The organism is Streptomyces sp. NBC_01244, assembly GCF_035987325.1.
Lineage (GTDB): Bacteria > Actinomycetota > Actinomycetes > Streptomycetales > Streptomycetaceae > Streptomyces.
Genome location: NZ_CP108488.1, coordinates 450,366 through 469,809, shown reverse-complemented (window position 1 = coordinate 469,809; position 19,444 = coordinate 450,366). Strand labels below are relative to the sequence as shown.

General features: G+C 71.3%; 12 protein-coding genes. 8 read left to right on the top strand and 4 right to left on the bottom strand.

Annotated elements, in window-relative coordinates; translation table 11 throughout:
• Nucleotides 1-44: 44 nt before the first annotated feature.
• Nucleotides 45-2,444, bottom strand: a complete 2,400-nt coding sequence (locus tag OG247_RS01910; RefSeq protein ID WP_327250504.1) for a bifunctional serine/threonine-protein kinase/ABC transporter substrate-binding protein — start codon at nucleotides 2,442-2,444, stop codon at nucleotides 45-47.
• Nucleotides 2,445-2,607: 163 nt separating this feature from the next.
• On the opposite strand from OG247_RS01910, the gene OG247_RS01905 reads away from it, so the two are divergent.
• The 4 genes from OG247_RS01905 (at nucleotide 2,608) to OG247_RS01890 (ending at nucleotide 7,978) form a co-directional block, all read left to right on the top strand.
• Nucleotides 2,608-3,093, top strand: coding sequence for a hypothetical protein (locus OG247_RS01905; protein WP_327250503.1), 486 nt, complete (start codon nucleotides 2,608-2,610; stop codon nucleotides 3,091-3,093).
• 254 nt (nucleotides 3,094-3,347) lie between these two features.
• Entirely contained in the window at nucleotides 3,348-3,761 is a 414-nt protein-coding gene (locus OG247_RS01900; protein WP_327250502.1) for a VOC family protein, read from the top strand.
• Nucleotides 3,762-3,928: 167 nt separating this feature from the next.
• A complete protein-coding gene (locus tag OG247_RS01895; RefSeq protein WP_327250501.1) occupies nucleotides 3,929-4,363 on the top strand; it encodes a YdeI/OmpD-associated family protein in 435 nt (144 codons plus the stop codon).
• Nucleotides 4,364-4,540: 177 nt separating this feature from the next.
• A complete protein-coding gene (locus OG247_RS01890) occupies nucleotides 4,541-7,978 on the top strand; it encodes a phosphocholine-specific phospholipase C (protein WP_327250500.1) in 3,438 nt (1,145 codons plus the stop codon).
• A gap of 87 nt (nucleotides 7,979-8,065) precedes the next feature.
• On the opposite strand, the gene OG247_RS01885 is transcribed toward OG247_RS01890, so the two are convergent.
• Entirely contained in the window at nucleotides 8,066-8,899 is an 834-nt protein-coding gene (locus OG247_RS01885) for a hypothetical protein (RefSeq protein WP_327250499.1), read from the bottom strand.
• Nucleotides 8,900-8,958: 59 nt separating this feature from the next.
• Here OG247_RS01885 and OG247_RS44710 point away from each other — a divergent pair, with 59 nt between their 5' ends.
• The 3 genes from OG247_RS44710 to OG247_RS01875 all read left to right on the top strand — a co-directional run bounded on the left by OG247_RS44710 (nucleotide 8,959) and on the right by OG247_RS01875 (nucleotide 13,372).
• Nucleotides 8,959-9,309 carry an FG-GAP repeat protein gene (locus OG247_RS44710; protein WP_442813198.1) on the top strand — a complete coding sequence of 117 codons (351 nt, stop codon included), beginning with the start codon at nucleotides 8,959-8,961 and terminating at the stop codon, nucleotides 9,307-9,309.
• Nucleotides 9,302-10,771: an RICIN domain-containing protein gene (locus tag OG247_RS01880; RefSeq protein ID WP_327250498.1), complete on the top strand. Its 1,470-nt coding sequence runs from the start codon at nucleotides 9,302-9,304 to the stop codon at nucleotides 10,769-10,771. The genes OG247_RS44710 and OG247_RS01880 overlap by 8 nt, the downstream gene beginning before the upstream one ends.
• Nucleotides 10,772-11,002: 231 nt before the next feature.
• The gene (locus OG247_RS01875; protein WP_327250497.1) at nucleotides 11,003-13,372 is read left to right on the top strand and encodes a helix-turn-helix domain-containing protein; all 2,370 of its coding nucleotides are present in this window, start codon (nucleotides 11,003-11,005) and stop codon (nucleotides 13,370-13,372) included.
• Between the two features lie 18 nt (nucleotides 13,373-13,390).
• On the opposite strand, the gene OG247_RS01870 is transcribed toward OG247_RS01875, so the two are convergent.
• Nucleotides 13,391-13,849: an LIC_13387 family protein gene (locus OG247_RS01870; RefSeq protein WP_327250496.1), complete on the bottom strand. Its 459-nt coding sequence runs from the start codon at nucleotides 13,847-13,849 to the stop codon at nucleotides 13,391-13,393.
• Between the two features lie 216 nt (nucleotides 13,850-14,065).
• Between OG247_RS01870 and OG247_RS01865 the strand changes: the two genes are divergently transcribed.
• Complete coding sequence (locus OG247_RS01865; protein ID WP_327250495.1) at nucleotides 14,066-14,566, top strand: SRPBCC family protein; 501 nt, start codon at nucleotides 14,066-14,068, stop codon at nucleotides 14,564-14,566.
• Between the two features lie 49 nt (nucleotides 14,567-14,615).
• Here the strand turns inward: OG247_RS01865 and OG247_RS01860 are convergent, their stop codons facing one another.
• Nucleotides 14,616-19,427 (bottom strand): aminotransferase class I/II-fold pyridoxal phosphate-dependent enzyme, encoded by a 4,812-nt coding sequence (locus OG247_RS01860; RefSeq protein WP_327250494.1) that lies wholly within the window; start codon nucleotides 19,425-19,427, stop codon nucleotides 14,616-14,618.
• Between the last annotated feature and the right edge of the window lie 17 nt (nucleotides 19,428-19,444).

Sequence of the window (19,444 nt, the reverse complement as noted above, 5' to 3'; positions counted from 1 at the left end):
CGGCGCCTCCGGCGTACGTACGCAGCGGCCGCCCGAGGGCCGGATCAGGGGGCCCCGGAGCCGCTCTTCACGGTCGTCCAGCTGCCGGCCTTCACCGCGTACACCGTCAGTTGGCGGTTGACAGCGTCGCCGTACTCGTCGAAGGCGACACGGCCGGTGATTCCGTCGAACGCCAGCCCCGACACGGCCTGCGACATCTTCGCCCGGGCATCCGCGGGGAGGGTTCCGCCGTGGGCCTCCACCACGGCCTTCACCGCCTCGATGACGGCCCAGGTCGCGTCGTACGCGTAGGGTCCGTACGCACCGGCTGCCTCCGGGTACCCCGCCTCCTGGTACTGCGAAAGGAAGTCCGGTCCCTTTTCCAGGTCCTCGGCAGGAACGCCGATGCCCGTGGCGAGGTCACCTTCGGCCTTCGTGTTCGCCGTGAGGAACTGCTGGTCGAAGATGCCGTCGCCGCCCATCAGGGGGATCGTGACGCCCGCTTGCTTGAGCTGCTCGGAGAGCGGCCCGGCGGTGTCGTAGTAGCCGCCGAAGTACAGGGCGTCGGCGCCGGAGCCCCGAATCTGGGAGGCCAGGTAGGAGAAGTCGTCCTGCGCGGGATCGACTTGGTCCGTACCCACGACGGTCCCACCGAGCTTCGCGAACGCGGCACTGAACCCCGAAGTGAGGCCGTCGCCATAGGCGCTGGCGTCGGAGATGAGGTACAGCTTCCTCTTCCCGGCCTCGTCGTGGAGGTACCGGGCGGCGAACGGCCCCTGGTCGACGTCCGTGGCGACGGTTCGGAAGTAGGACGTGTACGGGCGGGACTTGGACCCCTTGGCCCAGTGGGGGCCCAGGGTCAGCACGGGGTCGGTGTTGGCCGGTGAGACGTTGACGAGGTTCGCCAGTCCGAGCGGTTCCGCCATGGTCTTGGCGACCCCGGAGGTGAGTGGCCCGACGACGCCGAGCACCTTCTCGTCGTCGATGAACCGGGTGGCGTTCGGCCGGCCCTTGGCGGGAGCGGCCTCGTCGTCCAGGGCCTTGATCTCGAAGTTCACGCCGGGTACGTGTTTGGCGCGGTTGGAGGTCCTGACCGCCAGGTCGGCGGAGTTCTTCATGCCGACCCCCATGGCCGACAGGCCACCGCTGAGCGGTGCGTCCACTCCGATGACCACCGTGATGGTGGAGGCCGCGGAACCGCCGCCGGGCGTCCCGCCGCCGGGCGTGTCGTCACGGGTCAGCTTCCAGGTCAGAACGGAGCCGGCCGCGAGCGTGACCATGGCCATTCCCAGAACGGCGGAGCGCCGCGTGAGGGTGCGCCGGCGGGCGGAGGCCCCCTCCTCCCGCCCCTGCCGGTCCGGCCGACCGAGCGAGATCACGTCCTCGGCAGGGGGTACGGACACGGGCGGGGTGGTCGGCCGCTCCGGTACGGGCAGGCGGCGCGTATCGGGTACGTGCGCCGGTTCCTCGACCGTCGGCGTCGGCGTCGGCGTAGGCGTCGGCGGGGGCGCCGGTGACGGCAGCTCCGCTTCCCGCTCGGTGGGGGTCGGGGTCGGGACGTGCTCCGTCGCCGTCTCCGGGACGGGTGCCGCCACGGGCTTGCGCGGGACGGTTTCCGCCGTCGTGTCGGTCCGGGACCGGGAGGACCGCAGCGCCGAAGCCAGCAGCTCGATGGCCTCTGCCGCACTGGCGCGTTGCGCCGGGTCCTTCGTGAGGAGCGCGTCCAGCACCGGCGCGAGCGGGCCGGCGTGGGCCGGCGGCCGGTGGGGGCGGGTGAAGACGGCTACGGCAAGGGCGTGCAGTCCGTCGGCCTCGAACGGCGGGCGTCCCTCGATGGCGTGGTACAGGGTGGCGCCGAGCGCCCACAAGTCGTTGGCGGGGGTCGGGCGCTTGCCCTCCAACTGCTCCGGGGGCATGTAGTGCGGGGTGCCGATGACGGTCCCGCTCCGGCTGAGCTTGGTCGTGGCGTCCGCCAGGTGGGCGATGCCGAAGTCGGTGAGGACGACGCGGTCCTTGGCCAGGAGCACATTGTCCGGCTTGATGTCGCGGTGGATGATCCGTGCGTCATGCGCTTCGGTGAGCGCGCCGAGCATGGCCGCCCCTATCTCCGCCACCCGCTCCACGGGCAGCCGGCCCTGCCGGCGGATGACCGCGGCGAGGGACTGCCCCCGGATGAACTCCATGACGATGACGGGGGCGCCGTGATGCTCGACGACGTCGTGGATGGTGATGATCCCGGGATGGCTGAGAGTGACCGCCGCGCGGGCCTCGCCGGTGAAACGCCTGAGCAGCGTCGCGCGGTCGCCGTCGTCCAGCCCCGCCGGGAAGAGGATCTCCTTGATGGCGACCTCGCGTCCGAAGAGCTGCTGGTCGATGCCGCGCCAGACCCGGCCCATGCCTCCCTGGCCGATGGGTTCGACCAGCTGGTACCGGCCGGCGATGAGTTCGGATTTCTGCTCGGTCACGCGCACACTCTAGGACCTGTTGGACCGGTCGGGTGACGCAACCATGGCCTGATCCGGCACCCCGCCCGGCGGCCCGGTGCGGCAGCTCGCGGGCCGGAACACGCCGGGGTCGATGTGTGGTGGCCGGCTGGGTCCAGGGCCGAGAGAATCGGATGCTGTGAACATGGGGATCTCTGGTTTCGAGCCGTCCTTCCTTATCGGTGTCGACGCGATTCGGCAGGCGCACGGAGCGAGACTGGCGACGCTCGCCGGCAGGCGGCTGACGGGGTTCGCACTGGTGCGGTTCGCCGAGGACGGGGACTGGTTCGCCGACTGCCCGGTGGTGCTGGACTTCGAAGGAGTCCAGGTGGAGGTCTGCCACTGGAAGTTGGACGAACTCTCGATCGGCTGGGACACGATCGACACCGCGGCGACCATCACCGGGTGGGAGTGGTTCGAGCTTACGCCCCAGTGGTCGCACAGCGACGAACAGATCGAACCGTTCGTCGGCCGGGAATTGCGCGAGGTCACCCTTGTCGAGTGGCGGCCGGCAGGCCGTGACCTGGCGGCAGGAACCGTGGCCGTGGAGTTCGTCTTCGCCGGCGGCCGCCTGAGCATCCTCAACGGCCTCGACGAGAACCGCATCGAGGTCGGTAGCGCCCACTCGTGAACGTCCGGGGTGTAGCCGGATCGATCAGGAATCAAGAAGCGCGGTTCACGGAGCCGCTCTAGGCTACTCACCATGGACATCACCGGTCACACGGTTTTTCCTCCGGATGGTGACCCGGAGGCGTCGCTCGGCCCCGAGCCGTCCTGACTCCCGGCCTTTTCCTACCGATTGACCGGCGCTCACGCGCCGATGTGACGTCCGGCCCCTGGCCCGGACGTCCGGCACGTATACATCCACAGTGCAAGGAGTAAGACATGAAAGCGCACGTCAGCTCGATCCTTCTTGGTGTCCGGGACATGGACCGGACGAAGAAGTTCTACACCGAGGGGCTCGGCTGGAAGATCCAGAACGACTACGGGATCTCGGTGTTCTTCGAATCGGACGGCGCCTCTCCCGTCGGCTTCTACAGCCGTGAAGGCCTGGCCGGCCAGGTGGGCACGGACCAGGAAGGCAGTGGCTTCAGCGGACTGGTGCTGACCTACGTCGTCCGCAGCGAGACGCGGGTCGACGAGGTCATGGCGGAGGCGCAGAAGGCCGGCGCCAAGGTCCTCAAGCCCGCCGGTGCGCTGCCGTGGGGCGGGTACGGCGGTACCTTCGCCGACCCGGAGGGCTACATTTGGAGCCTCGGCTACAGCGACCAAGGAACCGACCAGCCCTACGCGGAGTAGCCGCGATCTTCGTCTCACAGCCGTCCGGGACGGCGGGGCGCGTGCCGCTGCCGTCCCGGACGGCTGTGACACGGGCGCGGGAGCGGGCGAGGGCGCGGGAGCGGGAGCGGCGATCGGAGCCGGGCGGGCGGGTCCGTGGTGAACGGCAGAACGAAGAGGAGAAGGTCTTGAAGTTTCGGTCCATCGTCGAGCCGCCCGAGCCCATGCGGGGGCTGGAAGTTCCGTCCGAGGTGGTGACAGCGCTCGGCGAGGGCACGCGGCCGCCGGTGACGATCACGATCAACGGGCATTCCTGGCGGAGCCGGCTCGCCCACCTGCGCGGCCGCCACTTGATCGGCCTCAGCCATGCCAACCGGCGGGCCGCGGAGGTGGAGATCGGCGAGGAGATCGAGGTCGAGGTCGAGCTCGACACCGAGCCGCGCGTCGTCGTCGAGCCCGAGGACTTCGCCCGGGCTCTGGACGACGAACCGGCCGCCCGCGCCGCCTACGACCACCTCACGCTCAGCCGCAAGCGCGAGCACGTGCGCGCCATCGAGAGCGCGAAGATGCCCGAGACGCGCCAGCGGCGTATCGAGAAGGCCATCGCCACCCTGCGGGGCTGACCCGGAAAGCAATGCGGCCGGTGGTCCACGACCACCCGGAGGTTGCCGCACGGCCGTCACGAATCTGCGATCAAGCCTCTGACCTGCGAAAATCAAATACGGCTCGGGAATGAACTCTGGGGAAATCCCTGCCTCCGCGGGTTTCGCGTGGTCTACTCCACGCATAACCTCCCCGGCATGCCCGCTATTTCACGTCGCAAAGCCCTCGGCACGCTCGCCGGTGGCTCCGTGCTCTCCGTCCTGCCTCCCTCCCTCCTCCAGGCCATGGCCGCGCCGATGCCGCGCGGGGGTCTGCAGGGCATCGAGCACGTCATCGTGCTGATGCAAGAGAATCGTTCCTTTGACACCTACTTCGGCTCTCTCAAGGGCGTACGAGGCTTCGGCGACCGGACGGCGCTACGGCTGCCCGGAGGCGCGAGCGTCTTCGAGCAGCCCCGCTCCGGAGGCCCGGCCGTGCTGCCGTTCTCCGCGCGGAAGGCGGCAGTTGACGCCGGGCGGCCCGAGAGCGACATCCAGTACCTGGGTTCGCTGCCGCACGGCTTCGGCGACGGCGTTCAGGCCCGCGCGAACGGCTGGTGGAACGACTGGATCGCGGCCAAGGGACAGAGCACGATGGCCTTCTACGACCGGCGCGACATCCCCCTCCAGTACGAGCTGGCCGACCGATTCACCATCTGCGACGCCTACTTCTGTTCCGTCTTCGGGTCGACGAACCCCAACCGCAACTACCTGTGGACCGGCACCACCGGGTTCGAGCCGAACGGCGGGAGCCGTGCGGTCACGAACGCCGCGTACTCCCACACCCACGCCGGCTACGACTGGACGACCTATCCAGAGCGCCTGGAAGCCGCCGGGGTGTCGTGGCAGATCTACCAGGAGTGGGACAACTTCACCGACAACGCGGTGGAGTACTTCAAACCCTGGAAGCGGATCGGCGCCAAGATCCTGACCGCCGCCGGGTTCCCCTACTCCACCACCGAGCAGTTCTACGACGCGCTGTGGGAGAAGAGCGCCACGGAGCGGGAGGCCGCGCTGGCCACCTTCCGCACGGCTGTGGACTCCCTGCCCGAGGCCGACCGCCGCCTCTTCCTGCGCGGCGCCCACCGCTCCGAGCCGGGCACCCTGCTCACCCGCATCAAGGCCGACATCAAGGGCGGGACGCTCCCCAAGGTGAGCTGGGTGGTGCCGACAGCGGCCCTGTCCGAGCACCCCGGCTCGTCCACTCCGGTCGGCAGCGCGGGCCTGGTCTACGACCTCCTGGACGCGATCGCGAGCGACCCGAAGACCTGGTCGAAGACGGCGGTGTTCATCAACTTCGACGAGAACGACGGCTACTTCGACCACGTGCCCTCCCCGACCGCGCCCCGGCCGGACACCGGCGACGGCGACGACTGGGTCGGCGGGCGCCCCGTGGGCCCCGGCCCGCGGGTTCCGATGACGGTCGTCTCGCCGTGGACGGTCGGTGGATTCGTGAACTCCGAGGTCTTCGACCACACCTCGGTGATCCGCTTCCTGGAGAAGTGGACGGGAGTCCAAGAGCCCAACATCAGCGCCTGGCGCCGCAGCGTCTTCGGCGACCTGACCTCCGTGTTCGACTTCGACCGGGCGTACCGGCAGCCCGACGTGGTGCGACCGGGCCCGATTCCGGCGCCGGTCGGCCGCTGGAATCCGGTGCCGCCGGCCCTGCAGGCGCGGCCCGTTCAGGAGCCGGGCGTCCGGCCCACTCGGCCCTCGCCGTACCGCCTCTCGCTGCGCGCCACCGTCACCGACGGGCAGCTCGCCCTGCGCCTCGGCAACGACGGCCCACGGGCAGCCGCGGTCACCGCCTACCCGGGTGACGCGGCCGCTCCGCGGACCTGGACCGTCGCCGGCGGCGACAGCGCCACCGGCACGTTCCCGCACGGGCCCGGGGGCTACGACGTCCAGGTGCAGGCTCCGGGCTGGTCGCTGTGGGAGCTGCGCGGTCTCGGCGTGGGGGCCGAGGCGTACGTGGTGGAACGACCCCGCGCGCGGAGCGTCCAGGTCGAATGCGGCAATCCGTCCGGGCGGACCCGGACGCTCCTGGTGGGTGAGGCGACGCATCCGCGCCGGGGCGAGGACGGCATCGTGACCGTCAGGCTCGGGCCCGGCCGGAAGCGGACCGTGTCCGTGCCGCTCGCCCGGCACGGCTGGTACGACATCGTGGTGGTCGACGAGGACGACCCCCGCTTCCTGCGCCGGATGACCGGGCGCCCGGCCGACGGGCAGCCGGGCACCACCGACCCGGCCACCGGGACCGCACCGGCGCTGGCCGCGACGATCACCCTGCCGAAGCCGCTGCCTCCCCTGGACGCCCCGCTGGTGCAGGGCAGTCCGGCCGAGGTCGTGGTGAACGTACGGAACCAGGACGCGGGCAGACTGCGCGACCTCGCGGTGTCCCTCCTGGCCCCCGCCGGCTGGACGGTGACACCCTCGGGTGCCGTCCCGCGGAGCCTGCCCGAGGGCGGTTCCGCCGACCTCCGCTTCACCGTCACCCCCGCTGCCGACGCCACCGCCACGACCCTGCTCGTCACCGCGCGCGCCGAGAGCGCGGGCCTGCTGCGGATCGCGGACGCCCGGGTACGGGCGGAGGTCGCCCCCGCGGTGAGCATGACGCTGAGCGCCCCGGCGAGCTCGCCGGGCACGGACGGCCGCGTACTCTCCCCGGACAAGCCCCTCTCCGTGACGGCGACCGTCACCAATGCCGGCAGCACCCCGCTCACCGGACTGTCGGCTTCCCTCGTCGTACCGGACGGCTGGCGCGCCGCCCCGGTCCCCGGTTCCCCCACCTCCGTACCGGCCCGTACGTCGGCGAAAGTCGTGTGGGACGTCACGGCTCCGGCCGCGGCGGCCCGGACATCCGCGACGCTGAAGGCCACCGTCGGCGCCCGCTCGGGCGGCGGCGCGGTGGAGCGGACGGAGACACTGGCCACCCGGGTCGGACCGGTCATGACCGGCTACCTGCTCGCCGAGGACTTCGAGTCCCTCTCCGAGCACCTGGCACCGGCCGCCGACCTGAGCCGGCCCGGCCTGCGGGGGTGGACGCGGACCGCGCCCGAGGGGTGGACCGTCACCAACGCCCCGGACATGCCGCAGGGAACGGAGGAGCTGACCGGCTGGTCGTTCCTCTCCCGGCAGTTCTGGTTCCCGGCGGGCCAGGAACGGCCCGCCTTCGACCGTGCCCTCGGCATCGTCGCCGTAGCCGACCCCGACGACTGGGACGACACCGGCAGCCCCTCCGGCCGCGGCACGTTCGACTCGACGCTGACCACGCCCGCGGTGGCGATCCCGGCGGGAACCGGAACCCTGCACCTGGGCTTCGACTCCCACTACCGCCAGGAGAGCCCGCAGGAGGCCGAGGTGACCGTCGAGTTCGACACCGGCGTCACCTCGCGCGTCCTGCACTACTCCGGCGCGGCATCGGGGAACACCAACGCCGGCCGCGATCAGCAGAACCGCCTGGTGACCTGTTCCTTCCCGGTCCCGTCCGACGCGAAATCGGTGAAGGTCAACTTCCGGATCCACCACGCGGGCAACAACTGGTTCTGGGCCGTGGACAACATCAGGCTGGGCAGCACCCCGGTCACCGACGCCTGACCTCCGCACCGGCGTACGGCGTACCGCAGGCGGCTCAACCGGCCGCCTGCGGTACGCCGGATGGTCCGGATTCGGTCCCCCCGCCGTTCAGCGGCCCAGTGCGCCACGCAGGGTGATCCCGTGGTGGCTGCGCAGGCGCCGTACTTCCCACACCGAGAGCGCGGTCACCGACAGCGGGCCGCCGAGCATGAACGTGTAGAGCACCTCCGCAGGTGCCGCGACGTCGGGACCGCTGAAGAGCTGGAAGGCGAAGAGCGACCAGACCAGCAGGGGTGAGAGCAGCGCCGGAAGGAGCTGGTGCACGTCCGAGGCTCGCAGGCACGTGAAGACACAGGCGTAGGCGGCGAGGAGCGTGAAGGGGATCGAGCAGATCAGTAGGGCGATGGCCGCGAGCCAGCCGATGACAAGGATCAGAAAGCCCAGCACGCCGGCGATGACCCCGCGGCCGATGGTCGCGTCGAAGAAGGCCCCCATGTCCTGCGCGGTGATCAGTTCGCCCTGGAGGGTTTTGAGGGACAGCCATATGCAGAAGGGGCCACTGAGGAGCATGACGACGGCCATGATCGGCCCGCGCAGACGCTCGGCAAAGTCACGGCGCCTGTCGGGGGTGCTCGCGACGAGGAACGCCGTGATGCCGATGACGCAGCCGACCGCCAGGATGCCGCAGGAGAAGCCCAGTTCGACGAGCTTGCCGAGGACGAACTCCTGCCCGCCGCTGCTCAGCGGGTAGGCCACGACCAGCCAGACGGCGGCGACCAGGCCGACCACAGCGCGTGCGACCTGCATTCCGCCGATCACTTTGTCCTGCACGCGCCCGGCGATGGGGGTGTTGTCGACATCGGCCACCCAGGCGCGGAAGAACGCCCCCAGTGCGCCGCCGCGCCCCGACCGGTTCCCGTATACCGCCCTGGTCCCACTCACTCGATGCCTCCGGGTAACGCGTCTGCTACGTAAGCTCCGTGGGGCACGCGCGCACCGTCATGAGCTCGAACACTCTAGCGGCCCGCACATCGAGCTCTGCCGCGGACCTTGACGGCGACGGGTTCTCCGACCTCGTCGTGGGCACTCCCTTTGGCCGCCGACAGTCGCTGCCGGCCGCCGACCTTCGCGGCGGATCGCCCGGCAGAAGTAGGAAGGGCCCTACTTCTGCCGGTGGAACCGCATGGTCCAGCCCGCGCCCACCGTGTTGGCTCGGCGTGGAACGGGCGGCGGGGCCGGGCCGCCGGGCGTCACGATGCCCGGGGCCGCCCACACCGCCGTCCGGCAACCGGTACCGCACGCCCGCTCCGGTTCCGACGACCGTTTTGACCCCTGGGGAACGACATGCTTGAAAGAGGCTTCCGCGTACTGCGAAGGCTGGCCCTACCCGTCCTGCCGCTGCTCTTCCTGGCCGCGACGCTGCCCACTCCCACGGCCGCCGTGGCGGCGTCCGGGAGCAAGTACGGAGACGCCCGCCTCGACCAGTGGTCGTCGCTGACCACCCACAACTCCTACGCGGACTCGGGGATCGCGCCGCCGAGGAACCAGTCGCGCAACATTTCCCGGCAGCTGGACGACGGCGTGCGCGGGCTGATGCTCGACACCTACGACATTGCCTACGACCAGGAGGGCAACGTCGATCTGATGCTGTGCCACTCCACGTTCTCCTGCCACGAGACCTTTCGCAGCGGGCTCGGCAGGGTGGTGGACTTCCTCAAGGCCCACCCGGACGAAGTGGTCACGGTCTTCCTGGAGAACTACGCCAGCCGCGCGTCCCTCACCCAGGCGGTCACCGACGTGCTGGAGGCCGAGAACGCCAAGAACCTGCTGTTCTCGCCCAGCCAGTACGACATCGACAAGCGGAACTGGCCGCGGCTGCGCGACATGGTCTCCGACAACCGCCGCCTGGTGGTGTTCCAGGACCGGTGGGGAGAGGACGTTCCGGTCAAGTCCAGTGACGGGACCAAGGAATACGGGCGCCTCATGTACACGTGGAACCGTACGGTGGAGACCCTCTACGACTACGACGGCCGGCCCAGCGGCTGCGCGTCGCGCAACGGCAACCCGGTGGGGCAGAACCCCATGCCGGGCACGGCCCTGACACCGCTGTTCACCATGAACCAGTTCGACTCGAGCGTGCTGAACCCCGAGGCCAAGGCGCCGGGCGACAACGGCTCGGCCCTGAAGAACCGCATCGACAAGGAGTGCCGTCCCGCCGCGGGCCGCAACCCCAACTACGTCGCGGTCAACTTCTACGAGCACAGCGACACCGGCGGCGTCACCCCGATGTCCGTGGTCAACGAACTCAACCGCAACGCCCACATCTTCCCGCCGCACCCGGCCCTGTGGACCGTCACCTCGAACAGGCAGTTCATCGGCCAGACCTACGAGACCACCGCCCCGAACCGCTGCATGGTGCGCGGCGAGAACTTCCCCGACGGCACGGGCGGCGTGATGACGCAGCGGGCCTGCGCCAGCCCGGCGCCCAGCAGCCAGCAGTGGACGGTGCCCCTGCCGCCCTACGACAGCAAGAACTACTACTGGATCAAGGCGGGCAACGGCAACTGCCTCACCATCCCGTGGAACCTGGGAGTGCCGCCCGGCAACGGCATGCAGCTGTTCTGGTGGCCGTGCGAGAGCCGGTGGGCCTCGTCCAACCAGCTGTGGGAGGTCATGCCGGCAGAGCAGTACGGCGGCAGGCGCGCCTTCTACTTCATCAACCAGTGGACCGGCAAGTGCCTGACCCTGGACCCGGCGACGACCGGCGGCAAGGCCGGCAAGGTCACGCAGGACGTCTGCCCGACCCGCGGATGAGCCCCCGGGCCTGATCCGGCCGGGCACCTGTCACGTCCGTCAAACCAGCGCCCGAAGCGGCCCGGCCGGGCAATCGGCCGGGCACGCCCGGGCCGCGGCACTGACAGCGCCCGGAGGCGGGCATACGGACCACGAACTCGCGCCACCATAAGTAGACATGCCGTCTTGGCATACTTCTGCCGGTAGGGCCCACCGACTCGGGGGGACCGCGCCGATCAGGGGATTCGATGCATGAGCAACGGGGGGTTCGCCGCGCGCCTGCATGCCCTGCGAACGGGTGCGGGGCTGAGTCAGGAGGAACTGGCGCAGGCCGCGGGGATGAGCGTGCGGGCCCTTTCGGACCTGGAGCGCGGACGCTCCCGGGGGCCGCAGCGCCGCACCGTACAGGCCCTCGCCACCGCCCTGGGCCTGGACGGTCCGGCCGCCGCCGAACTGGAACACACCGCCAGCCTCGGCCGACCCCGACCCCGACCCCGAACCCGCCCTTGCTCGGAAGCCGGGCCCGCCGCCCGGCCGGAGGCACCGCCGGTCCCGCACCACCCCCTCCAACTGCCACGCGATCTAGGTGACTTCACTGCCCGCGGCTTTGCCCTGAACCGGCTCCGTGCCTTGGCCGAACACCTCGACCCCGCTCACCCACCCGTTGTAGTGGTCAGCGGACAGCCCGGCCTCGGCAAGACCGCATTCGCCGTCCACGCCGCCCACGCCCTCACCCCCCACTTCCCGCACGGCCAGTACGCCATCGACCTGCGCGGCATGGACCCCCGCCCCACCCCGCCGCGCGACGCGCTCGCCCGGCTCCTGCGCGCCCTCGGCGCCGCCGGCAACGCCATCCCCACCACCACCGAGGACCGCAGCGGCCTCCTGCGCTCCTTGCTGCGCGACCGCCGGATCCTCCTCCTCCTGGACAACGCCGCCGACGAGAACCAAGTCCGCCCCCTGTTGTCCGGCCACAGCCCCTCCCTCACCCTCATCACCAGCCGCAACGCCCTGGCGGGCCTCGAAGCGGTCCACCGCCCCGAACTCGCACTGCTGCGCCGCGAGGAAGCCGTCGAACTCCTCACCCGCGTCATCGGAGCCGAACGGGTGAGCCGCGAGAGCCAGGCCGCCCGCGACCTCGCCGACCTGTGCGGAAACCTCCCGCTGGCGGTCCGCATCGCCGCGCAGCGTCTCGCCGCCCGGCCGGGCGAACACCTCGCCAAACTCGTCACCCAGCTCGCCGAAAGCACCACCCGCCTGGACACCCTGCAAGCCGGGTCGCTACAGGTCCGCGCCGCGTTCGCCCTGTCCTACCGGCAACTGCCCCCACCCACCCGCACCGTCTTCCGCCGCGCGGCGCTCGCCGCCGGCCCCGACTTCAGCCCCCAGAGCGCAGCCCTGCTGGCAGGGCTGCCCTTACGGCAAGCCGCCACATGTGCACAGGACCTCATCGACGCAGGCCTGCTCCAGCCGCACCCCACCGCCGACCGCTACCGCTTCCACGACCTCCTGCGCCTCTTCGCCGCCGAACAACTCGCAGAAGAGGACGGGCCCGAGCACACCGCCGGCGCCCAGAACCGGGCCGACCTCTGGACACTGCACCGCGCGACCGCCGCGGCCCAACTCTTCGATACCGCGCCCCACCCCGACACCAGCCCCACCCCCGACCCGGATCCCGCCACCGCGCCCGCCGACCACGAACAGGCGCGGGTCTGGCTGGAGGCCGAGAAGGCCCAGTGGCTCGCCGCCCTGGGCCGCGCCCAGGCCAGGGGCCTGCACCAACAGGTCATCGATACCGCCGAGGCGATGCACTGGTTCTCCGACCGCACCTCGCACTGGGAAGCATGGGCACAGGTCTTCCAGTGGGCCGTCGACTCCGCCCGCGCCCTGGGCAGCAGACGCGACGAGGCCGTCCACCTCAACTACCTGGCCTGGGCCTACAACATGTGTCTCTACGACCACACCGCCGCCCTGACCTGCGCACAGGCCGCCCTGGTCGCAGCGTGCGAAAGCGCCGACCAGCTCCAGATCGGATGGGCCCTGGGCTACGCCGCCGGCGCCCTCCACCGGCTCGGGCGAACCGACGAGTCCATCGCCTGGCTCCGAGAAGCCGCCGACCACCTCGGCCAGCAGACCGGCGCGGAGAGCCGCCTTGCCGAACTCACCGCCCTCAACTCCCTTGGCCAGCAGCTGCGCCAGACGGGCCGCGCCCAGGAGGCCCTGGCCATCCACCGACGCAGCGAAGCCATCTGCCACACCGGCGTCCCGGGAAAGCCCCGGGAACTGATCGGCCTCTACCTCGCGGTAACCCGCCAGCACATCGGCAACGATCTCGCCGCCCTCAACCGATGGAACGAAGCAGAACATCTCCTGCGCTACGCCCTCACCCACTTCCAGGCGGCGCAGATGCCCGCCTGGAGCGAACCTGCCCGCCTCGACCTCGGCATCGTCCTGCTCCACCTCAACCGGCACCACGAAGCCCACACGGTTCTGACCACCGCTCACGAGGCGCTCGTCCGGCTGAACAACCCCCGCAGCTCCGAAGCCGCCGACCACCTCCGCCAAGTCCACCTGAACGGCGACATCGCACCCGACGCCCGGCAGTCTCCTCCATGGGCCTGACATGGGCCTGACGGTTCCTCAGGATGCCGCCCGGCGCAGGGACAGGGCGAAGGCGCAGCTGGTGACGGTGAGGACGATGATCGGTGGCGGGGGCAGGAAGAGGGCGGATACCGCCAGGCCGACGAGTGAGGCGGCGAGGAGCGTCCACCCGAAGGCGGTGCGGCGTTCGATCAAGGCCGGGGAGTGCCGGGCGGCGAACAGGGCGAGGAGCGCGCAGGATATGACGAACAGGGCCATGGCGGAACTCATGCCATGGACGACTTCGAGGGTGGTGCGTTCCAGACCCATCAGCGTCATGCTCGTGGCCCGCATGGCGGCCGACGAGGCTTCTTGCTGCGGGGTCGGATCGGCCCAGGCCGCTGCGGCGGCAAGGGCGAGGTGTCCCGTACCCAGGAGCAAGAAGCCCCCGACCCCGACCTTGAAGGGTCGCAGCGGCTCGGGCTTTTGCCCGAGGACTGAAGGGGTGGTCGCGCTCATCGGGACTCCTTGAGGACGGGGCAGATCATCCTCTACACATGTAGAGGGCCTTGTGGGGCTGCACTCTACATCTGTAGAGGTGATCTGGTGCGGGAAGGTCCGCATCGGCTCCGCCGCGGCGCTCGGTTCGCGCGACGCCGCCCCGCCGTGAAGTTACTGGGGGGTAGTCATGGGGTGAGTCAGGGCGGTAGCGTCTGACTTCTTGAAGGGAGAACCATGCCCCGTACGCTGACGGTGTCCGACAGCATCGTCGTCAATGTCCGTCCCACAGAGGTCTACCGGCACCTATCCGATCCTGCACGGATGGGTGACTGGAGCCCCGAGAACCTCGGTGCCACCGTGCACGGGGGCGCCCGGGAACCGAGCGTCGGCATGGTCTTCGACGGGCGGAACAAACGGGGCGCCTTCCGCTGGACCACCCGGTGCACGGTGACGGCACTCGAGCCGGACAGGTTGTTCCGGTTCCGGGTGCATGCCATCGGTGTCAGGCGGCCGCGGCTGCAGGGTCCCATCGCCACGTGGGAGTACCGCTTCGAGCCTGTTCCCGAGGGGACCCGGGTGACCGAGACGTGGACCGACGACCGCCGGTCGTGGCCTGACTTCGTGGCGAACACCTTCGACCGGGTGGCGACGGGCGGGAGCGTCTTCGCCGATTTCCAGCGCAGGAACATCGGCACGACCCTGCGCAACCTCAAGAAGGCTTTGGAAACCGGCTGAAACGCCGGTACCGCACTTTTCGCGAAGACGGTGTGCACGGTGCCGGGGGTCACGCGGCGGGGGACGCGGCGGTGGCCGTGTCCGCGTCCAGCTGCCGCAGTTCGCGCTCCAGCGCGGTCACGGCCTGCCGGATCTGGCCGGGCGTGTGGTCACTGGTGATGAAGAAGCGCAGCCGGGCCATTTCCTCCGGTACGGCCGGGTAGAGGATGGGGTTGACGCTGATGCCCTGCCGGAAGAGGGCCTCTGCGAGCTTCAGGGTCTTCAGCGAGTCCCCGACGATGCAGGGGACGACCGGCGTGTCGTGGCTGTCCCCGACGTCGACCCCCGCCTCGCGCGCCAGGCGGACGAACAGGGCCGCGTTCCGCGAAAGGCGTGCCACCCGCTCCGGCTCGGCACGCAGCAGGCGCAGGGCCGTCAAGGAGGCGGCGGTGTCGGCCGGGGTCATGCCGGCGCTGTAGACGAATCCGGGCACGGTGTAGCGCAGGTACTCGATGACCGTGCGGCTCCCGGCGACGTAGCCGCCGCAGCTGGCCAGGGCCTTGGACAGCGTGCCCGACCACAGATCGACGGCCGAGCGGTCGGTGCCGTGGTACTCGCCGATGCCGCGCCCGGTCGCGCCGATCGTGCCGATGCTGTGGGCCTCGTCGATCATCAGCAGCGCGCCGTGGCGGTGTTTGACCTCGAGGAGGGCGGGCAGGTCGGCGATGTCGCCGTCCATGCTGTAGACGCCCTCGATGACGATGAGCACCCTCCGATATTGGTGGCGGACCTGTGCGAGGAGGGCGTCGAGTGCGGCCGCGTCGTTGTGGGGGAACGGGCGTCGTGTGGCGCCGGAGAGCTTGCAGCCCTGCAGGATGCTGTCGTGGGCGAGGGAGTCGTGGAGGACGAGGTCCCCGGGCCCGATGAGGTGCCCGATCACGGTGACGTTGGTGGCGTGTCCATTGGCGAGGGTGAGTGCGGATTCGCATCCCAGCAGGCCGGCGAGTTCCGTTTCGAGTTCGAGGTGGAGCGGTCGGCTGCCGGAGAGCAGCCGGCTGGCCGACACCGAGGTGCCGTAGCGCTCGACCGCGTCCTGGGCGGCCGTCTTCACCTTCGGGTCGGTCGCCATGCCCAGGTAGTTGTAGCTGGAGAAGGAGACGAGTTCCCGGCCGTCGATGACCGTCGTGTCCGTCATACCGGCCTCGTGGACGAGGAAGTACGGATTGGCGAGTCCCAGCCCGGCGAGCGTGCCGATCCGCTCACCGTGGGCGGCGACCTCCGGGAAGCGGTCGATCCGCGTGTGCTCCTCCGGCGCGGCCGGGTCGTCCGTCGGCCGGCCCGCGGGCGTCGGGACCACGCGCAGGCGGGGGGAGTCCGCTGCCGCGGGCGGGGCGGGCGCCATCGCGACCTGCGGCAGGTCGGCGACAGCCGCCGACGGGGTCCCGTCACCGTGTCCGGCGCGCGGTCCGGGGACGGCCGCCGCCGCCGTGGCGTCCGGGCAGGCGCCCGTGATCGACGCGGCGAGCCGGGCGACGGTCGGCCGGTCCGCGGCCCGCTCGTCGAAGGCCCACTGCGGCCACTGCCGGTTGAGGGAGGCGAACAGGTCGGTCAGCATCAGCGAGTCGAATCCGAGGTCGTCGATCAGCAGCTGGTCGTTGCTCAGCTGCTCCACCGGGAAGGCGCTGATCCGGGCCACCTGCGCGAGCACGGCCCCGGTGACCTCACTGGTGACCTCGTCGGCCGCCGCGTGCGGGGCGGGCAGGTCGGCAGGGGCGGCGGCGGGCACCTCGGACTCCTCGGGGACTGCGGCAGCGGGTACGGCCGCGCCGGTGGCCATCGGGGCGGGGAGCGTCGCCGTGATGCGGGCGAGCAGCTCCGCCTGCTGCCGGACCAGCTGGAGCAGTTCGTCCATCGGGGGGTTCGCCGGGTCGTACGTCGGGGCGTTCATCGAGGTCTCCTCGGGCTGTGCCGGCTCTACGGGCTGTACGGGCTGTACGGGCTGCGCCGGGAGGGAGGCGGCGGCGGGAGCCTGCTTCGCGGTGCGCCTGGCAGGCACCCAGTAGGACTGGGTGGCGAGCCCGGCCACCGGCAGGTCCAGCAGCCGGCGGTCCTCCTCGGCGATCAGGGCGCGCGGGTCGACCGGGACGCCCAGGACCGCGAGCCGGGCGAGGGCCAGGACGAAGGTGCGCCCGCCGTCGGCCGTCCCCTCGACGGGGACGACGTGGACGTCGCCGTGGCCGGTGAGGTTGCGGCGGACCGAGGTGAGGAGCGAGTTGCCGCCCGTCACCTGGAGGAAGACGCGGGCGCCCTGGTCGTAGGCGGTGCGGACGGCATCCCCGAAGAGGACCGGCGCGGACGCGTGCCGGGTCCACAGCTCGCGCAGCCGGCCGGGGTCGCTGCAGACCTCCCCGTTCACGGACGAGACGAACGGCACGACGGGGCAGGCGATCGGGCGGGCGGTGAGGCCCGAGCGGATGGTGTCCTCGACGGCGGCCAGGTGCGGTGAGTGGAAGGCACGGGACACGTCGAGCGCCGCCGTGACGATCCCGGCTTCCGCGCAGGCCTCGCACAGGGCGGCGAGACCCTCCGGCGTGCCGCTGACCACGATCTGTCGCGGCTGGTTGAAGCAGGCGAGCCAGACTCCGTCGATCCCGTTCGTGAGCCGGCGGCAGGTCTCCTCGTCGGTCTGCACGGCGAGCATCCCGCCCGGGAAGCGGGACTCGGCCTGCCGGAGCGTCGCACCCCGGTGGACCAGCAGCCGGACCGTGTCCACGCTGGTGAGTGCTCCCGCGGCCGCGGCCGCGGCGAACTCCCCGGCGCTGTGGCCGAGAGCGAGGTCGGGACGGATGCCGCAGTCCGCGAGGACGCGGGTGGTGGCGATCTGGACGGTACCGAGCAGGGGCTGGCACACATCGGTGGCGGCGAGCCGCTTCCTGAGCTCCTCGGTGTCGCCGTGGGACCGGGCCTCATCGCCGTACAGCAGGTCGGAGAGGTCGAAGCCGACGTCCCCGCGGGCCACGGCGTCGAGGACGGCGACGGCCGACCGGAAGGCGGGGAACCGCTGGTGGAGGTCCCGCATCATGCCCGGCCGCTGGCTGCCCTGACCGGGGAAGAGGAAGGCCACGCGGCGCTGCGCGGCCGGCAGGGGGGCGTCGGCGGCGAAGGCGCCCTCGCCGAGGTCGCCGCGGGCGCCTGCCAGGAGCTGCTCACGGGCGTGGCGCAGCCGCTCGACGAACGCGTCCGTGCCGGCGGCGACGATCGCGAGCCGGGCCGTCAGCGGTTCCCGGGAGCCGAGGGTGTGGGCCACGGCGGCCAGCGGTCCGCGGTCCGCGGTGTCGAGCGCGTCGAGCACGTCGCCGATGTGCCGGTCCAGGAGTTCGGCGTTGCCGGCCGAGAGGAGGACGAGGTGGGGTCCGGCGTCTTCGGTGTTTCCGGTGCTTCCGGTTCCCCCGGCGTCTTCGGTGCGGTCCGGGAGGCGACCGGGGGCGGTGTCGGGCTGACGCTCCTCCAGCACCACGTGGACGTTCGTGCCGCCGAAGCCGAACGAGCTGACGGCGGCCCGGCGCGGGGTGCCGGCGCCGGTCTCCGGGAAGGGCAGCGCGGAGGCGGCGAAGCGCAGGCCGGCCGCGGAGATGCCCAGGTCGGGGTGGAGGGTGGTGGTCGGCTGCGGCACGATCGTGCGGTGGTGGACGACCAGGGCCGTCTTGATCAGGCCCGCGATGCCCGCCGCGGCCAGGGAGTGCCCGATCAGGGCCTTGCCCGCGCCGAGGTAGCACAGGGCGGGGTCGTCGTCCGGGTACTCGGTGCGCAGTCGGCGCAGGGCCTCGGACTCGGCCCGGTCCCCGGCCGCGGTGCCGGTGCCGTGGGCCTCCAGGAAGCCCACGGAGGAGGGCGCGACGCCCGCGTCCTCGTAGGCCCGGCGCATGGCGCGCAGCTGGCCTTCGGCGGTGGGGACCAGCGGTCCGGGGGAGGCGCCGTCGTTGGCCGAGCCGATGCCCTTGATCACCGCGTAGACGCGGTCGCCTTCGGCCAGCGCGTCGGCCAGCGGCCGTATGACGACGACACCGGCGCCTTCGCCGAGGACGAAGCCGTCGGCCTCCGCGTCGAAGGGGCGGCACACCCCGGCGGCGGACAGGGCGCGCAGCCGGGAGAAGCCGACCAGGCTGTCGGGGGTGAGGTTGAGGTACACGCCGCCCACGAGGGCGATCCGGCAGCTGCCGGATCGCACCTGGGCGATCGCCTGGTCGAGGGCGACCAGCGAACCGGAGCATGCTGCGTCGACGGCGAAGCTGGGACCGCCGAGGTCGAAGTGGCGGCTGACGGTCCCGGCCGCCATGTTGAGGAGGCTCCCCGGCAGAGTGAAGGCGTCGATGGTGCCGAGCTGCCGCGCCCGCTCCTTGGCGGCGTCGGCGGCGCCTGCGGCCTCGGCCCCGTCGTCCGCCGCGTGCGCGTCCTCGGCCAGGGTGATGGCCCGGAGGGGGGCCGTCATGAGGTCCTTGTAGTCGGACACCGATATTCCGAAGAACACCCCGGTGTTCTCGCGGTCGAAGTCGCCGCGGCCCATCCCCGCGTCGGCGAGCGCCTCGCGTGTGACGTCGAGCATCAGCCGGTGCTGCGGGTCCATGGCCCGGGCGCGAGCGGGCGGTACGCCGTAGTGCGCGGCGTCGAAGCGGTCCAGGTCCTCCAGGAAGGCGACCTGGTCGGTGTACGAGGCGTTGGGGGCCGACCGGTTGCCCGGCTCGTGGAAGGTCCCGTGGTTCCAGCGTTCCCCCGGGACGGCGGAGAACTGACGCTCCGCGCTCATCAGGAGCTTCCAGTAGGTGCGGATGTCGGGGGCGCCCGGAAAGCGGCAGCCGAGTCCGACGATGGCGATGTCAGTCATGGGTCTTCCTTGTCGTA

Bases quoted from the DNA above. Each gene is read 5' to 3' on its own strand.
- OG247_RS01875 (WP_327250497.1), top strand. From the start codon at position 11,003: ATGAGCAACGGGGGGTTCGCCGCGCGCCTGCATGCCCTGCGAACGGGT.
- OG247_RS01900 (WP_327250502.1), top strand. From the start codon at position 3,348: ATGAAAGCGCACGTCAGCTCGATCCTTCTTGGTGTCCGGGACATGGAC.
- OG247_RS01860 (WP_327250494.1), bottom strand. From the start codon at position 19,427: ATGACTGACATCGCCATCGTCGGACTCGGCTGCCGCTTTCCGGGCGCC.
- OG247_RS01905 (WP_327250503.1), top strand. From the start codon at position 2,608: ATGGGGATCTCTGGTTTCGAGCCGTCCTTCCTTATCGGTGTCGACGCG.
- OG247_RS01880 (WP_327250498.1), top strand. From the start codon at position 9,302: ATGCTTGAAAGAGGCTTCCGCGTACTGCGAAGGCTGGCCCTACCCGTC.
- OG247_RS01865 (WP_327250495.1), top strand. From the start codon at position 14,066: ATGCCCCGTACGCTGACGGTGTCCGACAGCATCGTCGTCAATGTCCGT.
- OG247_RS01890 (WP_327250500.1), top strand. From the start codon at position 4,541: ATGCCCGCTATTTCACGTCGCAAAGCCCTCGGCACGCTCGCCGGTGGC.
- OG247_RS01870 (WP_327250496.1), bottom strand. From the start codon at position 13,849: ATGAGCGCGACCACCCCTTCAGTCCTCGGGCAAAAGCCCGAGCCGCTG.
- OG247_RS44710 (WP_442813198.1), top strand. From the start codon at position 8,959: ATGAGCTCGAACACTCTAGCGGCCCGCACATCGAGCTCTGCCGCGGAC.